The following is a 22,696-nucleotide window of genomic DNA, read 5'->3' as shown; positions in this document are numbered from 1 at the left end:
AACGTACCATGAACAACGTCGAGTTTTCCTTTGCGGGTCACCAACTGCGCGCACTAGGTTCCGGGGCGCTTTGGTGGCCCGATCAACGCCTGCTTTGCGTATCTGATCTGCATCTGGGCAAGTCAGAACGCATCGCTCGAAGGGGCGGTTCTTCGCTCCCCCCTTATGATACACGCGAGACTTTGACACGGCTGGGAGGTGACTTGTCATATACAAAGGCCACGTCAGTAATTTGTCTGGGAGACAGCTTTGATGACTTGGACGCGTCAACTGCATTGACAGCTGAGGACAGGCTTCGGATTACGACGTTGCAAGCAGGTCGGAACTGGATCTGGATCGAAGGCAATCATGACCCCGGTCCGGTTGAAATTGGTGGTACGCATCTATCCGAATGGATTTGCAGCGACCTCACTTTTCGCCATATAGCCCAACCAGATGCAATGGCTGAGATTTCCGGCCACTATCATCCCAAGGCAAGTTTGAATATTCGGGGGCGCTCGATCTCTCGGCCTGCGTTCCTTTTGGATCATGCCCGGCTAATCCTGCCCGCCTATGGGACCTATACCGGCGGGTTGCGCAGCACAGACCAAACACTGACAAGGATCATGGCCTCAGATGCCCGGGCAATCTTGACGGGGGATCAGCCCCAGAAAATTCCAATGCCGCGATGACCCTTATAACAGCCCGTCATCCACAAGATGCTGCTTGTATTTCCGGCTGACAGGTACTTGGTCGCCGTTCCTCAAACGCAGGTAGGTTTTCCCCGTCTCTTTCTTGACCCCAACAATTGTGGAATCCACCACCCAATGTGATCGATGTGTGCAATGCCCAGGAACCGGCTCCATCTCAGCTATCGCATCGGTAAATCGCGAGCGGATGGTAAATGTCCCTTCTGAGGTTACGACATCGACGCTGTGATCACGCACGGTCAGCCGGTAGATCTCCCCCTCGAAACCAGTTGGCAATCGATGATAGAGCCGTGGTCGAGGTTCTTCCACTGCTTCATCTGGATCGCCCCATTGACGAACAAGTATTAGCCCCGTCGCAAACAGAAGCCCATAAGGGACGACCTTCAACAGGTCTGGAGCCATCCGTCCATTCAATGAGAACAGAACCCACGTCAGAAACCACAAAGAGGGGGCAAACAACAACAGGATCAACGCAGCAAAAGCAAAATCCCGGAACAACGATCCCGATAAACTCAGTTTTGTGCGCACAAGTTGCCCCGCAGCCCATGTTGCAAACAGCGCCAGTAGCATTACACCAGTCCAGAACAACAACCGCTGTGAATATGACAGTGTCATGTCTCGAAAGGGTGCGAACGAATAGGCAAGCAATGGAACAAAAACTAGGCCGGCCACTACACGTTGAAGACTGCAAAACGAGATGATCGGACTTAGTTTGGACTTCATACCAAGCAACACACCTTCTTAGCCTGCACCAAAAACATCAAACGGAAGGTAGTCTAACCTCACAACCACTTGGATTAGAAGGCTTATCACGGGTTAACGCTGGGTCAAGTTAACAAGTCCCCATACGCATTAATAATACATGGAGAACAAAAAACCGGAGAGCGCGCAGGCTCTCCGGCTAATCAGGCCATACCCAAATAGGTCTTTGTGTCGGGTATTACGCTGTCAGGCCTTCGGGTTCTGGCAGGCCATTCGCCCGGCACGCGGCGGTCAGCGTATTCGCAAGCAGGCAGGCGATCGTCATCGGGCCTACGCCACCCGGTACCGGAGTGATTGCACCTGCGCGTTCGGCCGCGCTGGCATAGTCCACATCGCCAACCAGCTTGTTCTTGCCGTCACGTTCGATCCGGTTGATGCCCACGTCGATTACGGTCGCGCCTTCCTTGATCCAGTCACCCGGCACCATCTCGGGGCGGCCTACGGCGGCGACGACGATGTCGGCGCGGCGCACCACGTCGGGCAGGTCCTTGGTGCGGCTATGCGCGATGGTCACTGTGCAGCTGTCGCCCAGCAGCAGCTGCGCCATCGGCTTGCCCACAATATTCGAGCGGCCAATTACAACAGCATCCATGCCCGACAGAGAGCCATGGTGGTCGCGCAGCATCATCAGGCAGCCCAGCGGCGTGCAGGGCACCATCGATTTCTGGCCCGTACCCAGCAGGCCGACATTCGAGATATGGAACCCGTCTACATCTTTCGCCGGATCAATCGAGTTGATCACCAGGTCTTCGTTCAGGTGCTTGGGCAGCGGCAGCTGCACCAGAATACCATGCACTGCCGGATCATTGTTCAGCTTGTCGATCAGCGCCAGAAGGTCTTCTTCGGAGGTGTCTGCATCCAGCTTGTGCTCGTATGAGTTCATACCGACTTCAACGGTCATTTTTCCCTTCGAGCGGACATAGACCTGACTGGCCGGATCCTCGCCCACCAGAACCACCGCCAGACCCGGTGTGATGCCGTTTTCTTCCTTCAGTTTCGCAACCTGGTCAGCCACCTGCGCGCGCACTTTGGCGGCAAAGGCCTTACCGTCGATGACTTGAGCTACCATCCTTTGATCCCTTCTTTCAAAAAACGGATCGGGCGCACAAAGCGCCCGGTCATTCAGTCGGGGCCGAGCACGCGTTCTTCGCGCGCAATCGACCAATCAATCAAGGTGCGCCATAGTTTTTCGGCAAGGTCAGGATCCATACCCAGCTCGTCCGAATTCATACGCACTTTTTGCACCACATCCTCGACACGCTCCGGAATACGTGCAGGCAAGCCCTCGCCCGGCTTCAGCGCGGATGCGCGGTCGATGTAACCTGCACGCGCCACCAACATCTCGATCAGCTGCCGATCCAGCTTGTCGATCTGAACCCGCAACTCCCGCATTGAGTGGCAGTCTTTTGGAGGTGTCAGAGTGGGCATGTTTGTCTCCTCATGGCCCGGGAATTCCCCGGACCACGAGATGTCTTATTCGGCGGCTTAGAACAAGCCCTCGATCTCACCTGCGTCATTGAGGCAGATGGTTTCCGCGGCCGGCTTGCGCGGCAGGCCGGGCATGGTCATGATCTCACCGCAGACAACCACGATGAAACCGGCACCGGCGGACAGGCGGACCTCACGCACCGGAACCGAGTGGCCGGTGGGCGCGCCGCGCAGGGTCGGGTCGGTCGAGAACGAATACTGTGTTTTCGCCATGCAGACCGGCAGATTGCCATAGCCTGCCTCTTCCCATTCTTTCAGCTGGTTACGGATCTTGTTGTCGGCCAGAACCTCATCCGCGCGATAGATACGCTTGGCGATGGTTTCGATCTTCTCAAACAGTGGCATATCGTCAGGGTAAATCGGCGAGAAGTTGGCGCTGCCGCCTTCGACGATCTCGACAACCTTCTCGGCCAGCGGCGCAGAGCCTTCCGAGCCCAGCTCCCAGTGGCGCGACAAAACCGCCTCGACGCCATGTTCGCCGCAATAGTCGCTGACCGCCTGTACTTCGGCATCGGTGTCAGTGACAAAGTGGTTGATGGCGACAACAACCGGCACACCGAAGGATTTCACGTTTTCGATGTGACGGCCGAGGTTGGCACAGCCCGATTTCACAGCGTCAACGTTTTCCGCACCCAGATCGGCCTTGGCAACGCCGCCGTTCATCTTCATCGCGCGCACGGTGGCAACCAGAACCACTGCCGACGGAGCAATGCCCGCCTTGCGGCACTTGATGTTCATGAACTTCTCGGCACCGGGTCAGCACCAAAGCCCGCTTCAGTAACGACATAGTCAGCCACTTTCAGAGCGGTCTTGGTGGCGATGACCGAGTTACAGCCATGCGCGATGTTTGCGAAAGGCCCACCGTGAACAAAGGCCGGGTTGTTTTCCAGCGTCTGCACCAGGTTTGGCTGCATCGCGTCTTTCAGCAGCACGGTCATTGCGCCTTCGGCCTTGATGTCGCGGCAGTAAACCGGGGTCTTGTCACGGCGGTAAGCGACGATGATGTCGCCCAAACGCTTTTCCAGATCCTTCAGGTCGTTTGCCAGACACAGGATCGCCATGACTTCGGACGCCACGGTAATGTCAAAGCCAGCTTCGCGCGGGAAACCGTTCGACACGCCGCCCAGAGACGCCGTGATCTGGCGCAGCGCACGGTCATTCATGTCGACCACACGGCGCCATGCGACGCGGCGGGTGTCGATCTCGCACTCGTTGCCCCAATAGATGTGGTTGTCGATCATTGCCGACAGCAGCGAGTGGGCCGAAGTAATCGCGTGGAAGTCACCGGTGAAGTGCAGGTTCATCTCTTCCATCGGAACAACCTGCGCGTAACCGCCACCCGCAGCGCCGCCCTTCATGCCGAAGTTCGGGCCAAGCGAGGCTTCGCGGATACAGATCATCGCGTTCTTGCCGATGCGGTTCAGTCCGTCGCCCAGACCAACGGTGGTGGTCGTCTTGCCTTCACCCGCAGGGGTCGGGTTGATCGCCGTGACCAGGATCAGCTTGCCATCTTCGCGGTCCTGAACCGAATTGATGAATTCCTGACTGACTTTCGCCTTGTCGTGGCCGTAGGGCAGCAGATCATCACTGGAAATGCCCAGCTTCGCACCGATCTCCTGAATCGGCTTCTTGTTTGCCTCACGGGCAATCTCAATATCGGATTTATAGCTCATTGGGTCGGGTCCCTGATTGAATTCCGTGCACGGCCGACGCGCGGGAGTCGGCGCTATGCAGTCCTTACGATGGTGCAGCGCCTTAGTGAACACAGATTCCGACATAATCAAGCCGTGAAACGGCTTCGATCCATTTCGGGCATTACCTATAGAGGTCTTATGTTTTCAAGGTGACCAAGGACGTTGATCCGGTACAAACAATGACATGCAATCGCCTATTCGCACTTTGCCTGGCCGTTCGACCCAGGCCGTCACGCCTCTGCGGCCCTGTGCCGCAGATTTGAATAATGCACCATAACCGGGGGAAACGGCCTCTATTTCACGCCCTGGCAGGACACAGGGGCGGTTTTCCATATCAACGGTGATCGTCAAGCCCCCCTCTGCCTGCAGCCGAGAGCTTGGTGGTATGTGGGTAAAATCCGGGATCCCTTTGAGGACGATACTTGCACCCAGCAAAGAGGGATCAAGCCCATCCAGCCGCATATCACGAGCGATCACTTCCAGTTCATCAGCGCACAGAACCGAAAGCTGACGTACATTCCTTATCTCAGTGCCGTTCGGATACAGGTTCCTGACTCGCGAACACGACGCCCGAGTTTGCCCCTCATGGCGTGCACCCCGGTCGCCTTCGAATTGGAGATCAAGCGCTTCGACCGCCTGTGCGCTAATAGCGCCACCAACCACCACGTGACCCAACCAGACAACCTCGGCAGCGTATTCCATTTTCCGCAGTACCGGCATTTCCTACATCACCCTCTCGCCTTGTGGGTCATAGAGAACATGCGGGTGATGTGATGGAAAGAAAAAAGACCCGAGCAACGCCCGGGTCTGTCTGGTTAAGCTGAGGGTTCAGGCTCCATGCCACCTTCGGGTGGAGACTTCTTAGCCTTGGTTTTGGGAATCGCGGTGACGCTTGGCGCGTTGCCCTCATCAGGTTTGTCGCCTTCGTCATCGCTCTCACTTGGCGATTCTCCGTTCATAACCCGTTTGATCTCATCTCCGGTCAGCGTCTCGTATTCGAGCAGCCCCTGAGCCAGGCGCTCCCATTCCTCGTTCTTTTCGGTCAGAATCTGGTGCGCACGCTCATAACCTTGCTGGATCAGGCGTTTCACCTCTTCCTCAATCAGCTCTTTCGTATGCGCCGATACTGAGAATCCGGCAGTATTGCCCGAATAGCCTTCATGGGCCTCGGCATAGTCGATGTTGCCAACCTTGTCGGACATGCCCCAGCGCATCACCATGGCACGTGCCAACTGACTGGCCTGCATGATGTCGCCTGCAGGGCCATTCGAGACGTGATCTTCGCCGTATTTGATCACCTCGGCTGCCTTACCTGCCATGGTCATGGCCAGTTTCTGCTCGCACTCATCCCGGTGATAGTTCAATCGGTCCATCTCGGGTAAGGACACAACCATACCCAAAGCTCCACCGCGTGGAATAATGGTCGCCTTGTATACGGGATCGCACATCGGCAATTCCAGGCCAACGACGGCGTGACCGGCCTCGTGATAAGCCGTCTTCTCTTTCTGATCCTGGGTCAGCACCATCGAGCGGCGCTCTGCGCCCATCATCACCTTGTCCTTGGCGTTCTCAAAATCTTCCATTGTGACAAAGCGGCGACCCACACGAGCGGCCATCAGCGCGGCCTCGTTCACGAGGTTCGCCAGATCAGCACCCGAGAAGCCGGGTGTACCACGCGCGATGATGCGCAGATCGACATCGGGACCCAAAGGTGTCTTGCGCGCGTGCACGCCCAGTATTTTCTCACGGCCTTTGATGTCGGGGTTGCCGACAGTCACGTTGCGGTCAAACCGGCCCGGACGCAGCAGCGCAGGGTCCAGCACATCCTTACGGTTGGTCGCGGCTAGAATGATCACACCTTCGTTGGCCTCGAACCCGTCCATCTCGACCAGAAGCTGGTTGAGCGTCTGTTCGCGCTCATCGTTACCACCGCCATAACCCGCGCCACGATGGCGACCTACGGCATCGATCTCGTCAATAAACACGATACATGGCGCGTTCTTCTTGGCCTGTTCGAACATGTCGCGCACACGGGATGCACCTACACCCACAAACATCTCGACAAAGTCTGAACCCGAGATGGTGAAGAACGGCACGCCCGCCTCACCCGCAATCGCGCGGGCCAGCAGCGTTTTACCGGTCCCCGGAGGGCCAACCAGCAGCGCTCCTTTCGGAATCTTGCCACCCAAGCGGCTGAACTTCTGCGGGTTGCGCAGGAATTCAACGATTTCTTCCAGTTCTTCCTTGGCCTCATCAATGCCGGCGACGTCGTCAAAGGTTACGCGCCCATGCTTTTCGGTCAGCATCTTCGCCTTGGATTTGCCAAAGCCCATCGCGCCGCCTTTACCGCCACCCTGCATCCGGTTCATGAAATAGACCCAGACACCGATCAGCAGCAGGAAGGGCAGCAATGTGATCAGGAACGACTGGAACCCTGACTGCTGCTGTTTCACAGCCTCAACAGGGATGTTTTTGTCGATCAGCAGCTTGGTAACCTCGGCGTCGGTGGGTTTGATCGTAGTGTAACTGGCGCCGTTCTGAGTCGAGTAGCGAATCTGCTCACCGTCCAGCGTGACTTTGTTGACCTCACCACTTTCAACGGCGGACACAAAATCAGAATAGGTTTTTTCATTGCCCTGAAGCGACCCGCTGGGTCCGCTGAACAGGTTGAACAGTGCAAGGATCAGTAGAAACAGAACGACCCAGAAGGCGATGTTGCGAGCGTTGCCCAAGGAAAATCTCCCGAAAGGTTTCGGCAGGTGGGGACCTGCCGGAGTTACCCCTTAAAATAGAGAGGATTGTGGCAGGTTCAATGCGATAAAATCAAAGCCGCAAAGTCAGACCTTTCTGGCAGCAATTCGACGCGCCATTCATTCGCGAAACTGGCCAAAGGTGCCGCCAAAACCGTATCACCAGTCCAAACGGCGGGTGTCGACAATACTACAGTACGGGGTTTGCCTGTGGAGCGCCAATTTTCAAGCTGCCGAATACCATCTTCACCAAGCGCCCGGATTTCAACATCTGCATGATTTGGACCAGATACGATCCAGCGGCGATCCCATGGTTCAAGCGGTCGTGCGCGTTGATCCCTGATGGCGTTTAGCTCTCTGCAAATCCAAGTTTTTTTGCCTTCTGGAACCAGAATACAGCCCCCGAGCGTCGTCGTCTGGCCAGAAGAGATCGCATCCATCACTTGGTCCACCGCGTTGTGACGCGGAGGATAGCCAGCGCCAGCAATCCACAAGACAGACGCAATCACCAAACGCCGGCGAATTTCCTCGGGTAAAGTTTCGAAATCACCGCGGTCGAGACACAAATCGCCATCCGACACCTGGATGCATCTGACAGCGGATTCCTGCGTGTAGCGCGCCAGAGCCTCACGCGCTTGTGCCATATTTTCAGCGACCTTTGATAAGTTCGCTGCGGTGATGCCGATCTGATCCAACCCGGATAGGACCTGACGCGCCTTGATCCGATCAAAGCGCTGGTCCTGATTCGAGGGGTCATCAATCCAAGAAATGTCTTGCGCAGTCAGATAGTCTCGTAAGCGCTCACGTGTCGTGGTTAGCAATGGGCGCAATAGGGTTATCCCCTCTTCTTTGCGCGACCCGGACATTGCTGAAAGGCCTGAAACGCCCGCTGCGCGCGCCAACCGCATCAGAACGGTTTCGGCCTGATCGTCTGCGGTATGACCCAGTGCGATTGCCTGCAATCCCTTGGCCTTGGCCCAGGCGACAAGCAGTCGATATCGCGCACGCCGCGCCTGATCTTGCAGATTACCGACTCTGTCCCAACCTTGCCATTTCAGTATTTCATGAGGGATACCCCAGCGCTGCGCCAGTGCCGCGGCAGCCAGAGCTTCCGAGGCTGATTCAGGTCGCAGTCTATGATCGACCGTTGCCGCATATAGTTCCAATTGCTCTTGCTGTGCTATGTCCGCCAACAAACGCATGAGGGCAGTCGAATCACTGCCCCCTGAAACCGCCACACCCAGCCGACATGGTAGCGGGTCCGGCAAGCGCGCCCGCACTTCAGCCCGAAGCGTATCGGCGTCAATGTTCAAGAACAGCCCAGCGTTGCCATTTCCTGCACGGCCGAAGCCGCTGGTGCCGAAGTCGGGAACCGCACACCAACTTCGCCGAGTGTAATGCAGGCCTGATCTGTTTGACCCAATTGTCCAAGCGCTGCGCCCAACTCAAACAAAGCCTCAGGGGCCAGGGGGCCTTCGGAATCGCCTGTGAAACTTGCCAAGAACGCGCGTGCAGCTTCCCGGGTATCACCCACCCCTTTAAGCGCCTGCCCGCGACGCAAATTAGCCTGACTCGCCAGCGGGCTACCGGGATAAGACACGTCGAACTGCGCAAACAGATCGGCTGCGGTTTGGAAATCCCCATCCGCCAATGCCTGCGAAGCAGCGTCAAAATCGGCCTGCTCACCCACAGCAAGTTCACCTTGATCCGTGTCCGAAGGTTGCGTCGGCGTTGGTGAAGGAGTTACCGCAACTTTCGTTTGTGTCTCACCGCCCAGTGTGGAGGTTTCGCCCAATGTGCTCAGATCTCCGCCTTCAAGCTCAACCAGACGGAACTCCAGATCACCAATCCGGTTCGTACCGTCGGTGACGATATTCTGCACCCGCTGGTTCAACTGCTCGGTTTGGCGCGTCAGACGCTGCAACTCGGCCTCGATCGCGTCGACACGTTCCAGAACGGAACTGCCGGACAGGTTCGGCGCGGGCGAGCCTGTGGTCGAAAACTCGCGCTTGAGACGCTGGATTTCCACATGCAGCACAGTCAGTTCCTGACGGATATCCGCCAGCGTCTGCTGATCCTGTGCTTGCGCCACACCAGCGACGGCCACAACCGCCGCCAGAACCAATCCTGCAAATCGCATCATCTTACCCCAAGGTTGAACCGGTCAGCACCGTCACCGCGCGGCGGTTTTTGGAATAGCAATCCTCGGTGCTGCAAATTTCGATAGGGCGCTCCTTGCCATAACTGACGGTGGTCAATCGGTTGCCCGCAACTCCGCGCGAGATCAAATATTCCCGAGCTGCGTTTGCGCGACGAGCGCCAAGCGCAAGGTTGTATTCGCGCGTGCCCTGCTCGTCCGCGTGGCCTTCGATGTTGGCGACAAAATCCGGGTTGGCCAGCAGCCAGTCGGCCTGCCCTTGAAGAACCGTCTGCGCCTGCGGACTGAGCGTTGACTGGTCGACGGCAAACAGAACCCGGTCGCCGACTGTCTGCTGGAAATAAGCTGGCGAGCGCGGATCACTGGGAGACCCCGGAACCAGAGCACCGCTGCCACCGGCACCTCCGCCCAGTGCCGACGGATCGTTATTCGTACAGGCAGCAATCAGGGTCAGCACCCCGATAGCCGCGGCTTTGCTCAACAGTTTCATCTCAAGTGCCTCGTGTTTCGTTGTTTATTGCCGCGCTTCTATCACATTGCGGGTTTGTTGTGAACTTTACCTGCTGCCTGTTCCGATCAATTCTGCAGTGGTCCCCAAGACGGGTCGCTACCCCCATCCGGCGTTCGCACAGGGCGCAGGTTCCTTCCCGAAATATCCACGGAGTAAAGCGTCGATCGACCGCTCGCGCCTTGTGTTTCGCGGGTGAACATGATGACCCGCCCGTTCGGTGACCAGGTGGGACCTTCGTCTAGGAAAGAAGCGGTCAGAAGACGCTCTTCACTGCCGTCGGTGCGCATAACGCCGATGTGAAAGCGGCCCTTATTCTGCTTGGTAAAGGCAATCAGGTCACCACGCGGAGACCAGACCGGCGTGCCATAGCGCCCCTGTCCGAAACTGATCCGCGTCGCCTCGCCGCCGTTGGCGGGCATGATATAAAGCTGCGGAGTGCCCGAGCGGTCGCTCTCGAACACGATCTGGCCACCATCCGGCGAATAGCTGGGTGCGGTCTCAATCGCAGGTGTGTTTGTCAGCCGCACACTTTGACCCGAGGCCAGATCCATCTTCCACAGATCCGTGTTTCCGCCCTGCGTCAGCGAATAAACAATCGAGCGACCATCGGGCGAAAAGCGCGGCGAAAAGCTCATGGTGCCTTCCTGCGTTGGCAATTCCTGCCGTTTCACGCGACCGACATCCAGCACGTAGATGCGTGGCTGACCGGTTTCATAGCTGGTGTACAGCAGCCGGTCACCAGTCGGCGAAAAGCGCGGCGCCAACACGATGGCGGCGCTGTCAGTCAGGTACTGCACATTCGCACCGTCATAATCCATGATCGCCAACCGCTTGCGCCGTTGATCCTTCGGGCCACTTTCCGATACGAACGCAACCCGGCTATCAAAATAAGCACCCTCACCGGTGATCCGGGTATAGACCTGATCGGCCACCTTATGCGCCATCCGACGCCAGCCGTCGGTGGTGCCGGCAAACTGCAACCCATTGCCTAGTTCCTGGCCCGAGAATACGTCCCACACTCGGAACCGAACCGTCAGTCGTTTGCCCGAAACATTGACCGCGCCTGTCACCAATGCCTGCGCGTTGATTGCTTTCCAGTCGGCAAACTGCACCGGAGCATCAAAACTGTTGACCCGGCTGATGAACGCATCCGATGAGATTTCGCGAAACAGGCCCGTTCCCGTCAGGTCCGACACGATCACGCGCGATATATCCTGAGCGAATTGTGCCGCAGAAGGCCCATCCGGCACAAAACTCGGCACCGCAAACGGCATCGGCTCGATGATCCCTTCATCGATTTCCAAGCGCAGCGGGCCACTCTGGGCATAGGCCGAGGTCGAAAGAAGGGTCAGGCCAACGAAGAGGCTGGTCAGAAGTTTCATCATTTGATCCGCATCCTCTCGGGATTGAATGTAATCTCAATATCCTGCCATTGATCGTATTTGTCAGCAGGCAGGTCGTATCCTTTGGCGCCACAGCGTAAAATCGCGCGCCGCGCTGCCTCGTAGGCTTGTTTTGCCGAAGCGGCCGAGCCGCCGGTACTGTCCAGCAACTGCAGGCTGCCACCGACCACTTTACCGTCCCGGGTAAGCGAGAACCCAACGACGACGATAGTTTCCAGCGCATCCGTCGACAGAGATCCGACATTCCAACACCGCGACACGGCAACCCTCATCGCATCTTTCTCGCCGCTGGTCAGTGGAGGACCCGAAGGTTCGGTACCATTCCCCAGCGCCTCAGCAAGCGCGTCGTTGATTGCCTGATCATTTTGCGCGGGTTCTGTCGGAGCGGGTTCAGGTGCTTCGGCAAGCTCAGGCTCGGGTGGTGGCGCCGGACGGTTCGGGCGCACGCGCGGGCGGGGCGAGGTGCGGGGAGCCGGGTCCTCGACCTCTTCCGCCTCGGTGACGATCTCGGGCGCGGCTTCTTCAGGAGCAGTCTGGTCCTGCTGCTCTTGCTGAACCTCAGCACCCTCATCCAAAGAGACGGGAGGGGTCTCAATGTCATCCGGTTTCGCCTCCGGCGGGGGTGGTGCAATCTGTTCAGGTGCGATCTTGTCTGCGGGGCTCGGTTCCGCCTCGGGACCCGGAGGAACCGGAAGCGCCGCCACCTCGGGCTCGGGCTGTTCAAGCGTCGGGGGCTGTTCGATCAGCTCAGGTTCGGGCTGTATTTCTACCTCCTCGGGCTCCACCTCAGGCTCGGGTTCCGGCTCTGGCTGGGCAACCGGTTCCGGCTCTGGCTGTTCTTCCGGTGCTGGGTCCGGCGTATCAATCTCGTCCGGCTCTGTGGGTTGTTGTAATTCAGCCGGGTCAGTCGGCACCTCTGGTGCCTCCCGCTGGGCGGTCATTGCCGCAAACTGCTCAGACGATATCACGGTGACATCCTGCACTGCCATCGGCAACGGCTCGGACCGGAAGGTCCCTCCGAACAGCGCCCAGCTGATCAGGCTGACATGCGCAATTGCCGAAATCTTGGTGCCGGTCTCCACCGCGCGACCTCACTCTCACCCTTCGTCCAGCGTTGGCCCGCCGGTATCGGTTACAAGACCCACGTTGGAGAACCCGCCTGCATTCAGCGCACCCATGACCTGCATTACCTGCGCATATGGGATAGCACCGTCAGCACGCAGGAACACTCGATCACTGCTGCGCTCAGCCGCAATGGCGCGCAACTTGCCGATCAGCTCTTCGCGCAGCACATCTGTTGTCTGGATCTGTACTCGGCCGTCTGCCGTCAAAGTGACAGTCAATGGTTCTTCGTTGTCACCGGGTAAGGCGCTTGCGGCCGTCTTTGGCAGATCAACGGGCACACCAACGGTGAGCAAAGGGGCCGCCACCATGAAGATAATCAGCAACACCAGCATGACATCCACAAATGGCGTCACATTGATCTCGGCCATCGGCTGGGCACGGCCGCGACGCCGCCCGCGCCGGCGTCCACTATCACCCGAGGATTGCTGAACCGCCGCACCCATCGTCAGCTATCCAACTGCCTGGACAGGATCGTTGCAAATTCATCGGCGAATGCTTCGTAACCGCCTACGATCCGATCACTGTCGGCGCTGAGCTTGTTGTAGAAAATCACAGCCGGAATGGCAGCAAGCAACCCAAGGCCTGTGGCCAGCAACGCCTCGGCAATACCGGGGGCCACAACAGCGAGGTTGGTGTTCTGCTGTTCGGCAATCTCGATAAAGGCGTTCATGATGCCCCAAACGGTGCCGAACAGGCCGATAAATGGTGCAGTCGAACCTACCGTGGCTAGAATGGGCAGTCCTTTTTGCAGCCCTTCGGCTTCTTTCGCGATCGCCACATCCATCGAGCGGTCAATCCGCGCGGTCGCCCCGGCGATCAAACCACCATCGTTACGATGCGAGCGGCGCCACTCGATCATCCCGGCTGCAAAAATCTTCTCAGAACTGCCATCCGGCTGTGTTCCGATCTTCTCGAACAGCTCGTCCAGAGGATTCCCTGACCAAAAGCTTTCGTCAAACACCTGAGCCTCACGACGCGCCGCCCGGTAATTGATCAGCTTTTGAATGATGATCGCCCAAGACCAAAAGGATGCGATCAAAAGGATCAGCATCACGATTTTGACGATAAATGTCGCACGGGCAAACAGCCCCCACATGGAGAAATCGATCTCCTGCGCCAGCGCCAGCGTTTCAGCTTCCATGAACCTGCTCTTTGTTTTGCCTGATGGCCATTTGGCCTTGTTTTGCCAAACGCTAACGCAGATGGAGGGGAAAAGCCAACAGAACCACCCCTGAGGGTGAAAATGTTACATCAATGCGCGAATCTCTGCCGGAAGGCGCACGGGCTTACCCTGCGCATTCATGCAAACCGCGGTGACCGCGGCACGAAAGATCTCGGTTTCACCACGCCTAACCAATTGCGACATCGACAGCCGCGCACCCGATAGTGAAACCATCTCGGTTTCCACCACTAATTCATCTTCGAAGCGCGCAGCAGCCAGATAATCCGCCTCGATCCGCCGCACGACCCAGACAATACCCGCATCCCGCATCGCGTTCTGATCGTTGCCCAGCTTGCGCACCCAGTCGGACCGGGCGCGTTCGATGAACTTCAGGTAATTCGCGTGATAGACTACCCCGCCCATGTCGGTGTCTTCGTAATACACGCGAACCGGGTAAACATGTTTCATTGCGGTTGTTCCAATCGGGCAAACAGACGCAACGCATGAGAGGAATCCTGCGCTGCCCCGGGTAAAACCGGATCGTAGGCGGCGCGGATCAAGGCGGCAATATCAGGCCGTAAGATCGTTGCGTCACCTGCGATGGCCAAAGGTGACGCGCTACGGAATGCCGTATCGGACCATAGCAGAATGGTCTGCACCACCTGGCTGAGCGCCAGTGTTTCCGCCGGGACCTTGGACATCTCCTTGTCCATGCGCAGAAACACAAAAGCCGCGCGAATTGCGCCATCTTCTTCGAACCGGAAAATTCGATACTGATTGGCAACAGCGGCAACCAATCGCTCGACCAATGGAGCCAAATCCGGGATCAGGCGATCCAGGTCAGGAACTTCCAACAACTCCTGCCAATCTCGGAAGAAGAAGACCATACAGTTGGCACCCAGCTCAGGGTCCGTCTCGGTCATCTTATGACCGGCCAGAGTGACGACCGCTTCAAACGCGCCTTTGACGGTCGCGAGTGTCTCATCCTCGACACCGAATACGATTGGCGCGATGGGCCGCCCCCAGCGCGCAAACAAAAACTCACCGTTTTCGCGCGTGAACAGTGCTTGGATCTCTTCCGGAGTCACGCTTAAACCTTCATCTTTTGAAAAATACTCTCAGTAGAGGCATAAAATCTCTTGCGAGCTGCTTCAACCAAACAGATCGCTTTGCCCTTTGGGCGCAGCCATCCCCAAATGCGTCCATGCTTTCTGCGCCAGCATCCGTCCGCGCGGGGTGCGTTGGATCAATCCTTGCTGCAACAGATAGGGCTCGATCACTTCTTCCAGCGAGTCCCGGCTTTCCGACAACGCCGCCGATAGCGTCTCTATTCCAACCGGACCACCAGCATAGTTCTCGGCAATCAGCTTCAGATACCGGCGGTCGGCCCCGTCCAGACCCAGATTGTCGACACCCAGTCGGGTCAGCGCCCAATCCGCCAATTCGCGGGTAATCCGACCATCACCTTCGACAATGGCAAAATCTACGACCCGCCGCAGCAAACGACCGGCGATCCGCGGTGTGCCGCGTGACCGTCGCGCAATTTCGCGCGCGCCTTCATCGTCGGCAGGAGCTCCCAGCTTCCGCGCATTCCGTGTGACAATCTCATGCAGCTCATCGACCGTGTAAAACTGCAGCCGGGTTGGAATACCAAAGCGATCCCGCAGTGGGGTCGTCAATAGCCCCATGCGTGTGGTCGCCCCGACCAGCGTGAAAGGCTGTAACTCAATTCGCACCGTCCGCGCCGCCGGGCCTTCACCGATCACCAGATCGAGCTCGAAATCCTCCATCGCTGGATAAAGCACCTCTTCAACTGCCGGGTTCAGACGATGAATCTCGTCGATGAATAACACATCTCTTGATTCCAGATTGGTCAAGATCGCCGCCAGATCCCCCGCCTTGGCCAGAACCGGCCCCGAGGTCATGCGGAAATTCACTCCCAACTCACGAGCCATGATCTGCGCCAGCGTGGTCTTCCCCAATCCCGGGGGGCCATGGAACAGTGTATGGTCCATCGCCTCACCCCGCTGGCGGGCCGACTGGATAAAGATGCGTAGGTTCGCGCGTGCCTCGGCCTGACCGATAAATTCATCAAGGCCCTGAGGGCGCAGGGCGCGATCATTGTCTTCCGGCATCGGCTCGGGGCGCAAGGCGGGATCGGCGTCTACCATTAACTTACCCTTTCGGAGCCAGCAGTTTCAGCGCGGCGCGGATCAGATCGGCTTCACCCGCATCGGGCATATTGGCCGCTGCCTCAGCGACAGCAGAAGCCGCCTCGGATGGGCCATAGCCAAGATTGCCCAGCGCCGAAAGCGCGCCCGCAGAAGCAGAAGCAGCGCCTGAGGCCGGTTTTACCGCTCGTTTCGGCGCGGGCGCAGGCTCACCCGCGTCGATGACTTCCAGAGCGGGACCCTCCATTGCTTCGGTTACAGTGCCACCCATAGCCATCACGCCTGGGGCTTTGTCCTTCAGGTCCAACACGATCCGTTGTGCCGTCTTCGGTCCGACACCCTTGGCTGCCTTGACCGCACCCCAATCGCCCAAGGCGATCGCACGGCTGACACCATCCGGTCCCAACGCACTGAGGATCGACAACGAGACCTTCGCGCCAACGCCCTGAACCGAGCACAACAGGCGATGCCATTCCTTCTCTACCAAGGACAGAAAGCCGTAAAGCTGCATCAGGTCTTCGCGCACAACCATGTCTGTGTAGATCGATACACCTTCACCCACACCGGGCAAAGCCGCCATGGTCCGATCTGAGCAATAGACGATGTACCCGACCCCGCGTACGTCGATCAGAACGTGATCAACAGCGCGATAGTCCAGTCGTCCGGTGAGTTTGCCGATCATGCACGCACCTCTTTCAACCGAGCCTGCGGAGCGGAGCCATAGTAGGAGTGACAAATCGCAATCGCCAAAGCGTCCGCTGCATCCGCCCCTTTGGGCGAACAACCCGGCAGTTGCAATTTAACCATGTGCAACACCTGTTCTTTCTCGGCGTGGCCGACACCCACCACAGTTTTCTTGACCCGGTTGGGGGCGTATTCACCCACCGGCAGACCGGCTTGTGCCAGGGTCAATAGCGCAACACCCCGCGCCTGCCCCAACTTCAGGGTTCCTGCTCCGTCTTTGTTGACAAAGGTCTGTTCGATGGCCGCCTGATCGGGCCGGTGTTCAGCGATAACCTCGACTATCTGGTTGTGGAGCGACAAAAGCCGTTCTCCCAATTCATCACCATCGGATTTACACAAGCCATTGGCGACGTGGCTCAGGCGGCTGCCCGTTGATTCGATGACGCCCCATCCCAGGGTCCTTAGACCCGGATCAATGCCCAGAATTCGCATGTTTGCTTCGGCCTGCTCGGGTTTACGTGATCTTTTTCCATCGATTAGCACGAAGCGTGAACATTTTCCAAGAAAAATGGTCGCAGGGTGAAAAACGACATTTGTGTCGCCCCTGGTCTTCCCGGGTTCATTTGCGACACGGACTGGTTCATTTTCGACCTCGATATGAAGGAAAATTAACCAATGATTTAAAGGGCTTTCAGAGATACTGAGCATTGCAAAAAACGCATAGGACACATGCAATTTCAGCGCTTGCGCGGCAAGATTGAGATCACTAGATGCCGCTCAGATCGCAAGATCAGAGTTTAACACAAACCAGAAGGAAACAGGATATGGCTGCACTGGACACCACCCGCACCACCACTGGCTCATTCGGCCTCGTCGGCCGTATCGGCGCGACTTTCGCATCGGTTGTAAGCACCGTAGTCGAATGGAATGACGCCCGTGTAACACGCAACGCGCTGAACGGTCTGACCGATCGTGAACTGGCTGATATCGGCTTGTGCCGTGGCGACATCGACGAAGTCGCCGAGGGCAGTCGATAACAAATTGTCACTGCTCCAAATAAGCCCCTACTTCCTCCCTGTGGGGCGAACAGAAACACCGCGTGCCTCAAGACACGCGGTGTTTTTGATTGAGGAGGGCGTTCAAACTTAGGCTAGAACATTACCTTGTTTAATTGGGTGGCGAAGAATGCAGTCACAGGATCGGCTTGCATGATCCATGCACCAGCTTGTTCAACTGCAGTGCCTTGGTGCAAGGCATCCACGCGCGTGTCGTAGGCAGACGGGCCCAGATGGGACAGAAGGAAAGCTTTGAAACCAAAGAAGCCCACCACACACATCAGTAAAACCTTCGCCGGAACTGCCGAGCGCACGCGCTGCGGCTTCATCACCACCAGTCCATCCGACCGCATGGTCGCACGATACCCACGGCTTAGTTTTTGATGCTTTTTGTTCAAGCGCGTAACGCGTTGATCAAATTCCAGTTGTTTTCCAGTCATGGCAGCCTCCAAAAAACCGCCCCCCGATTGCGTCCAATGACGGTAAAAGAAGAATGCGACAAAAACGTGGCGAAAATCCACAAAACTCCCGCAAATGGCCTAGCTTTCGCCCCGTTTGCTTAAGATTAGCGTCGTCCACTCACCAATCTCACTCCTGCGCACCTGATTGAAGCCATTTTGAATATAAACTGTGAGCACATCATCAGCTTGTTCGTTGAGGATTCCCGATAGGATTGCGTGTCCGCCTACCCGCAGATTCGCCGATATCTCTGGTGAAAGCGTGACCAGGGGTCCTTTGAGAATGTTTGCAAATATCAGGTCATAAGGCGCATGTTCATTCAGGTCGGGATGATCGAATCCCGCGGCTTCGACACATTTCACGGCTCCTGCCATACCGTTTGCCCTCAGATTGGCCTCGGCCACGTCAACAGCAACCTCATCAATATCACTGGCGATGATATCGCCATCCCAAACCCGAGCCGCGGCCATCGCCAGCACGGCAGTACCGCAACCGATATCGGCAACTTTGGTGGCCGCGAAGCCTTCATCCAGAAGAAAGTCCAGAGCTTTGAGACATCCTAAGGTCGTTCCATGATGCCCCGTGCCAAAGGCCATCGCGGCTTCAATCAACAATGGAATACGACCATCGGGCAGCTTGTCTGCGTCGTGGCTGCCATATACAAAAAAACGACCTGCTTCGACCGGGGCCAGTTCGCGACGTACATGTGCAACCCAGTCAGTTTCGGGAAGCTCTGAGACGACGAATGGCTTGGCCTCAAATGCTGCAGCCAAAACGGCCAACGCGGTCTCGTCTGGTGCTTCAGTAAAGTACCCGCCGATCTCCCATAGGCCCGAGCCATCCTCGACCTCAAACACCCCCACACCGGTGGGCTCCGGGTTCAGACGTTCCATCGCCTCGCCCAGACCTCCGGCTGCTACTCTGCCGGTCAGTGTGGTCAGTGCGGTGAATGTGGGCATGGGGGGCCTCCTGTCTCAAGCTGCCCCTGCGCGTAGGGCGGCGCGGCGCCGAGGTCAAGCGCCGGTGACTACTCGGCGGGTGCAGTGGCGTATTTCGACAGGATTGTCTCGTTCCCGGCCTCCGGATGCCGTGGGATCAGAAGAGACAAGCCCAACGACACCATCGCCATCGCAGCGGCAAGACCAAATACGGCGCCCGGTGAAATGACCCAAAGCAGACCCAATAGCGCAGGCAGGAACACTGCCGCGATATGGTTAATGGTAAAGGCAACGGCCGCAGTGGGTGCAATATCTGCCGGATCGGCGATCTTTTGGAAGTATGTTTTCAGTGCCAGTGCCAGCGCAAACAGAACATGATCGATCACATATAATATTGCCGCCAGCAAAACGCCCCAACCGAACCAATAGATACCACCGTAGGCTGCGAATACGATTGCAAGGCCGGTATATTCAAAGATCAGCGTGCGGCGTTCCCCGAATCTGGCAACTGCTTTGCCCAACATCGGCGCTGCGGCCATGTTGATCATCAGGTTGATGAGGTAGAGGCTGGTCAGTTCGTGCACCTCAAACCCGAACTTCTCAACCATCATGAAGCCCGCAAAAACGATGAAAATCTGACGCCGCGCGCCTGCCATGAATTGCAGGGCGTAATACAACCAGTAACGTCTGCGCAGTACGATCTTTTTGGTCTGGGGTGTCGGCGAATCGAACTGCGGAAATGCGATCAGACAAAACAGCGCAAGCAGAACGGTTACGCCGCCAGCAGCCATGAAGACGAAGTTGTAAGACAGATCGAACCGATCCCATGTCAACACGATCAAGCCATAGACCACAGCCGTCGCAGCCGAACCCATCGCAACCAGCCAGCCCAAAATCTGTGGCGCACGATCCTTGGGCAACCACTGCAGTTGCAACGACTGATTCACCGTCTCGTAGTAGTGAAACCCGATTGAGCTGAACAGAGTGACAAACAACAGACCGCCAAGGCTTGGAAACCACGCGGTCACCGCAGTTGCAGCGCCCAGCATCATCAACGAGATCATGGCCAGAACCTGCTCGCGGATGAAGATGATCACTGCGATAACTCCGACGGCCAGAAACCCCGGAATTTCGCGCACCGTGTGCAACAGACCGATATCCGCCCCGTCGAAATTCGCAGCCTCAATGACAAAATTGTTCAGCAACGCACTCCACGCGTTGAACGCGATCGGCATGGTCAACGCCATCACGAACAAGAGCGTCATAGGACGGCGCCAGAGCGGAAGACTCTGCGCCTCAGACAAGGGCATGGGTTTCAGCATGAGGTTGCCTTACGCCCATTTGCACCTTTTGGCGAGTGGAAAGCGGCTGGCGCACAGTGGCTCTGCACTGGTGCAGGGGTCAGTAGAAGCTTTGCGGATCGATATCCACGGCCAGGCGGATATCGCCTTTCAACTTCAATGGCGCAATCCAGCGGGCGATGGCGTCCTGAATAGGCGCGCCTTTCGGGGCTTTGACCAAAAGCCGGACGCGGTGACGGCCACGTATGCGCGCGATGGGGGCCGGAGCCGGGCCAAACACCTGCGCCCCGACGTCGCGCAGCGGTGCATCGTTGCGCGCCATGGCATTGCCGATATCGAATACCGGCCCAACCTCGGGGCCCGACAGGACAATCCCGGCCATACGGCCGTAAGGCGGCACCCCAGCGGCCTGACGCCCAGCGGCTTCGGCCTTCCAGAACCCTTCTTCATCGCCCGATAGGATCGCCCGGATCACCGGATGCTCGGGCTGGAAGGTCTGCAGCAACGCCTGCCCTGGTTTATCCGCACGGCCTGCCCGGCCCGCAACCTGCCGCATCAATTGAAAGGTTCGTTCGGCCGCGCGCAGGTCGGCCCCGTGCAGGCTGAGGTCCGCATCGATCACCCCCACCAGCGTCAGCTTGGGAAAGTTATGCCCCTTGGCCACCAGTTGCGTCCCGATAACGATATCCGCATCGCCCTCGGCAATCTCTTCGATCTTGGCCTTCAAGGCACGGGCCGAACCAAACAGGTCAGAGCTGAGCATAGCGATCTTGGCCTCGGGGAAGGTCGCCTCGGCCTCTTCGGCCAGTCGTTCAATCCCCGGCCCGACCGGTGCCAGCTTGCCCTCGACCCCGCAGGACGGGCAGGTCTCGGGCATCGGTTTGGTCTCACCACATTGATGGCACATCAGGCGTTTCAGGAACCGGTGCTCCACCATCCGCGCGTCGCAATGATCGCAGGCAATCTGTTCCCCACATGCCCGGCACAGAGTCACCGGTGCATAGCCACGGCGATTGATGAACAGCAGCGACTGCTCTGCGCGCTCGATACGCTGTTGCACCGCTTGCCGAAGAGAGGGTGAAATCCACGATCCGGCTTGCATCTGCTCGGCTCGCATGTCGATGGGCTTCATCTCGGGCAGGACTGCCGCGCCAAAGCGTGCGGTCAGATCGAGACGCTCATACTTCCCAGCCTCGGCATTCGCCCAGCTTTCCAGCGAAGGCGTCGCGCTGGCCAGAACTACACGCGCCCCGCAGATCGAAGCCCGCAGCACCGCCATATCGCGTGCGCTGTAATGCACGCCATCTTCCTGTTTGTAAGACGTGTCGTGCTCTTCATCGACCACTACCAGCCCCAGATCGCGGAAAGGCAGGAACAGCGCCGACCGAGCGCCCACAACCAGCTGGGCCGCCCCCTGCCCGACCATTCGCCAGACCCGACGGCGTTCTGTCATTGTTGCGCCCGAATGCCATTCCGCCGGACGCGCACCAAAACGTGCCTCGACACGGGTCAGAAATTCAGCCGTCAGCGCAATCTCGGGTAGCAGAACCAGAGCCTGCCGCCCCCTGCGCAGCGCCTCGGCCACGGCTTCCAGATAAACCTCGGTTTTGCCCGACCCCGTCACGCCCTTCAGCAGCGTGGTCCCATAGTCACCCGTGCGCTGCCCGGCTTGAAGCCGCGCAACGGCTTTTGCCTGATCCTCGGTCAGGTCTTTCCCCGGCAGATCAGGGTCCAGATGGGGATAGGGCAGATCTCGCGGGCTGTCCTCTTCCCGCACAGCGCCTTGTTTGACCAGTCCTTTGACCACGGAGGAGGTTACACCCGCCTGCTCGGCCAGTTCTTTCAGTGTGAACGCCAGCCCACCGTAATCCCGCAGCACCTCCAGCACCCGTGTCCGGGCGTCTGTCATCCGATCCGGTTCCGCGCCTCCCAGCCGATAAACCTTGCGCATTGACGGCGGTTCACCCAACCCCGGCGCGCGCGTCGCCAGGCGCAGCATCGCAGGCATCGGTGTCAGCGTGTAATCAGCTACGCGCCCCAGAAACAAGCGCATTTCCTCGCGCATCGGCGCAACCTCAAGCACCCGGATCACCGACCGCGCCTTGCTCAGATCGAAGCCGCCCTGCCCCGGCCCCCACACCACACCCAACACCCTGCGTGGCCCCAAAGGCACCTCGACAAACGCCCCAAGAAAGCACCCGCCCTCGGGCGCTTTATAGTCCAACGTCCGGTCCAGCGGTTGCGTGGTCAGCACCGCAACCAGCTCTCCTTCGTCGAAAAATCCGTTAGCGCTCACGGCATATCCTTCGCAGGGGGTTCCAGCATGGGTCTCTTTGAGGTAAAGCC

The 22,696-nt window shown here is 58.0% G+C and carries 23 protein-coding genes and 1 pseudogene; 2 read left to right on the top strand and 22 right to left on the bottom strand.

The annotated features are described in order from the left end of the window. The first annotated feature begins 8 nt into the window (after positions 1–8). Positions 9–671 (top strand): ligase-associated DNA damage response endonuclease PdeM, encoded by a 663-nt coding sequence (gene pdeM / locus ACR3EJ_RS08525; protein WP_170541636.1) that lies wholly within the window; start codon positions 9–11, stop codon positions 669–671. A 3-nt stretch (positions 672–674) separates the two neighbouring features. Here the strand turns inward: pdeM and ACR3EJ_RS08520 are convergent, their stop codons facing one another. From ACR3EJ_RS08520 to ruvC, 18 genes and pseudogenes are all read right to left on the bottom strand, one after another. After that, on the bottom strand, positions 675–1,304 hold the full coding sequence (locus ACR3EJ_RS08520; protein WP_260023055.1) for a LytTR family DNA-binding domain-containing protein: 630 nt from the start codon (positions 1,302–1,304) through the stop codon (positions 675–677). 325 nt (positions 1,305–1,629) lie between these two features. Next, complete coding sequence (folD, locus tag ACR3EJ_RS08515; RefSeq protein WP_170474711.1) at positions 1,630–2,520, bottom strand: bifunctional methylenetetrahydrofolate dehydrogenase/methenyltetrahydrofolate cyclohydrolase FolD; 891 nt, start codon at positions 2,518–2,520, stop codon at positions 1,630–1,632. 53 nt (positions 2,521–2,573) lie between these two features. Beyond that, positions 2,574–2,879, bottom strand: coding sequence for a chorismate mutase (locus ACR3EJ_RS08510; protein WP_010442824.1), 306 nt, complete (start codon positions 2,877–2,879; stop codon positions 2,574–2,576). A 57-nt stretch (positions 2,880–2,936) separates the two neighbouring features. Next, positions 2,937–4,612 (bottom strand): annotated as a pseudogene (locus ACR3EJ_RS08505) (formate--tetrahydrofolate ligase). A gap of 165 nt (positions 4,613–4,777) precedes the next feature. After that, on the bottom strand, positions 4,778–5,353 hold the full coding sequence (locus ACR3EJ_RS08500) for an MOSC domain-containing protein (RefSeq protein ID WP_170545458.1): 576 nt from the start codon (positions 5,351–5,353) through the stop codon (positions 4,778–4,780). A gap of 95 nt (positions 5,354–5,448) precedes the next feature. Further along, complete coding sequence (ftsH, locus tag ACR3EJ_RS08495; protein WP_170477323.1) at positions 5,449–7,365, bottom strand: ATP-dependent zinc metalloprotease FtsH; 1,917 nt, start codon at positions 7,363–7,365, stop codon at positions 5,449–5,451. A 77-nt stretch (positions 7,366–7,442) separates the two neighbouring features. Further along, on the bottom strand, positions 7,443–8,696 hold the full coding sequence (tilS, locus tag ACR3EJ_RS08490) for a tRNA lysidine(34) synthetase TilS (protein WP_170545461.1): 1,254 nt from the start codon (positions 8,694–8,696) through the stop codon (positions 7,443–7,445). Further along, positions 8,693–9,523, bottom strand: a complete 831-nt coding sequence (ybgF, locus tag ACR3EJ_RS08485; protein ID WP_170545862.1) for a tol-pal system protein YbgF — start codon at positions 9,521–9,523, stop codon at positions 8,693–8,695. The genes tilS and ybgF overlap by 4 nt, the downstream gene beginning before the upstream one ends. A gap of 4 nt (positions 9,524–9,527) precedes the next feature. Further along, positions 9,528–10,031, bottom strand: a complete 504-nt coding sequence (gene pal / locus ACR3EJ_RS08480; RefSeq protein ID WP_010438162.1) for a peptidoglycan-associated lipoprotein Pal — start codon at positions 10,029–10,031, stop codon at positions 9,528–9,530. Positions 10,032–10,117: 86 nt separating this feature from the next. Beyond that, positions 10,118–11,437, bottom strand: coding sequence for a Tol-Pal system beta propeller repeat protein TolB (gene tolB, locus ACR3EJ_RS08475; RefSeq protein WP_170545464.1), 1,320 nt, complete (start codon positions 11,435–11,437; stop codon positions 10,118–10,120). Next, positions 11,434–12,537, bottom strand: coding sequence for a ribonuclease E domain-containing protein (locus ACR3EJ_RS08470; protein WP_170545467.1), 1,104 nt, complete (start codon positions 12,535–12,537; stop codon positions 11,434–11,436). The genes tolB and ACR3EJ_RS08470 overlap by 4 nt, the downstream gene beginning before the upstream one ends. Positions 12,538–12,552: 15 nt before the next feature. Then, entirely contained in the window at positions 12,553–13,023 is a 471-nt protein-coding gene (tolR, locus tag ACR3EJ_RS08465; RefSeq protein ID WP_170545470.1) for a protein TolR, read from the bottom strand. A 2-nt stretch (positions 13,024–13,025) separates the two neighbouring features. Continuing rightward, entirely contained in the window at positions 13,026–13,721 is a 696-nt protein-coding gene (gene tolQ, locus ACR3EJ_RS08460; RefSeq protein WP_010438152.1) for a protein TolQ, read from the bottom strand. A 105-nt stretch (positions 13,722–13,826) separates the two neighbouring features. Beyond that, positions 13,827–14,210 (bottom strand): tol-pal system-associated acyl-CoA thioesterase, encoded by a 384-nt coding sequence (gene ybgC / locus ACR3EJ_RS08455; protein ID WP_170545473.1) that lies wholly within the window; start codon positions 14,208–14,210, stop codon positions 13,827–13,829. Next, positions 14,207–14,830 (bottom strand): hypothetical protein, encoded by a 624-nt coding sequence (locus ACR3EJ_RS08450; RefSeq protein ID WP_170545475.1) that lies wholly within the window; start codon positions 14,828–14,830, stop codon positions 14,207–14,209. Before ACR3EJ_RS08450 ends, ybgC begins: the two co-directional genes overlap by 4 nt. Positions 14,831–14,893: 63 nt before the next feature. Beyond that, positions 14,894–15,913, bottom strand: coding sequence for a Holliday junction branch migration DNA helicase RuvB (gene ruvB / locus ACR3EJ_RS08445; protein ID WP_170545478.1), 1,020 nt, complete (start codon positions 15,911–15,913; stop codon positions 14,894–14,896). Between the two features lie 4 nt (positions 15,914–15,917). After that, positions 15,918–16,595: a Holliday junction branch migration protein RuvA gene (gene ruvA, locus ACR3EJ_RS08440; RefSeq protein ID WP_170545480.1), complete on the bottom strand. Its 678-nt coding sequence runs from the start codon at positions 16,593–16,595 to the stop codon at positions 15,918–15,920. After that, a complete protein-coding gene (ruvC, locus tag ACR3EJ_RS08435; protein WP_170545483.1) occupies positions 16,592–17,089 on the bottom strand; it encodes a crossover junction endodeoxyribonuclease RuvC in 498 nt (165 codons plus the stop codon). The genes ruvA and ruvC overlap by 4 nt, the downstream gene beginning before the upstream one ends. Before the next feature lie 332 nt (positions 17,090–17,421). Between ruvC and ACR3EJ_RS08430 the strand changes: the two genes are divergently transcribed. Then, complete coding sequence (locus ACR3EJ_RS08430; RefSeq protein ID WP_170545485.1) at positions 17,422–17,634, top strand: DUF1127 domain-containing protein; 213 nt, start codon at positions 17,422–17,424, stop codon at positions 17,632–17,634. A 113-nt stretch (positions 17,635–17,747) separates the two neighbouring features. Here ACR3EJ_RS08430 and ACR3EJ_RS08425 read toward each other — a convergent pair whose 3' ends face one another. The 4 genes from ACR3EJ_RS08425 to ACR3EJ_RS08410 all read right to left on the bottom strand — a co-directional run bounded on the left by ACR3EJ_RS08425 (position 17,748) and on the right by ACR3EJ_RS08410 (position 22,646). Then, positions 17,748–18,173, bottom strand: coding sequence for a hypothetical protein (locus ACR3EJ_RS08425; RefSeq protein WP_480422911.1), 426 nt, complete (start codon positions 18,171–18,173; stop codon positions 17,748–17,750). Positions 18,174–18,191: 18 nt separating this feature from the next. Beyond that, complete coding sequence (locus tag ACR3EJ_RS08420; protein ID WP_170545489.1) at positions 18,192–19,070, bottom strand: 50S ribosomal protein L11 methyltransferase; 879 nt, start codon at positions 19,068–19,070, stop codon at positions 18,192–18,194. A 68-nt stretch (positions 19,071–19,138) separates the two neighbouring features. Further along, complete coding sequence (locus ACR3EJ_RS08415) at positions 19,139–20,371, bottom strand: MFS transporter (protein WP_170545492.1); 1,233 nt, start codon at positions 20,369–20,371, stop codon at positions 19,139–19,141. 79 nt (positions 20,372–20,450) lie between these two features. Continuing rightward, positions 20,451–22,646, bottom strand: coding sequence for a primosomal protein N' (locus tag ACR3EJ_RS08410; RefSeq protein ID WP_170545495.1), 2,196 nt, complete (start codon positions 22,644–22,646; stop codon positions 20,451–20,453). Positions 22,647–22,696: the final 50 nt, after the last annotated feature.

This window comes from Ruegeria sp. AB11 (genome assembly GCF_056536325.1).
Note: the sequence above shows the minus strand (reverse complement) of the source record. Positions and strands in the feature narration are given on the sequence as shown.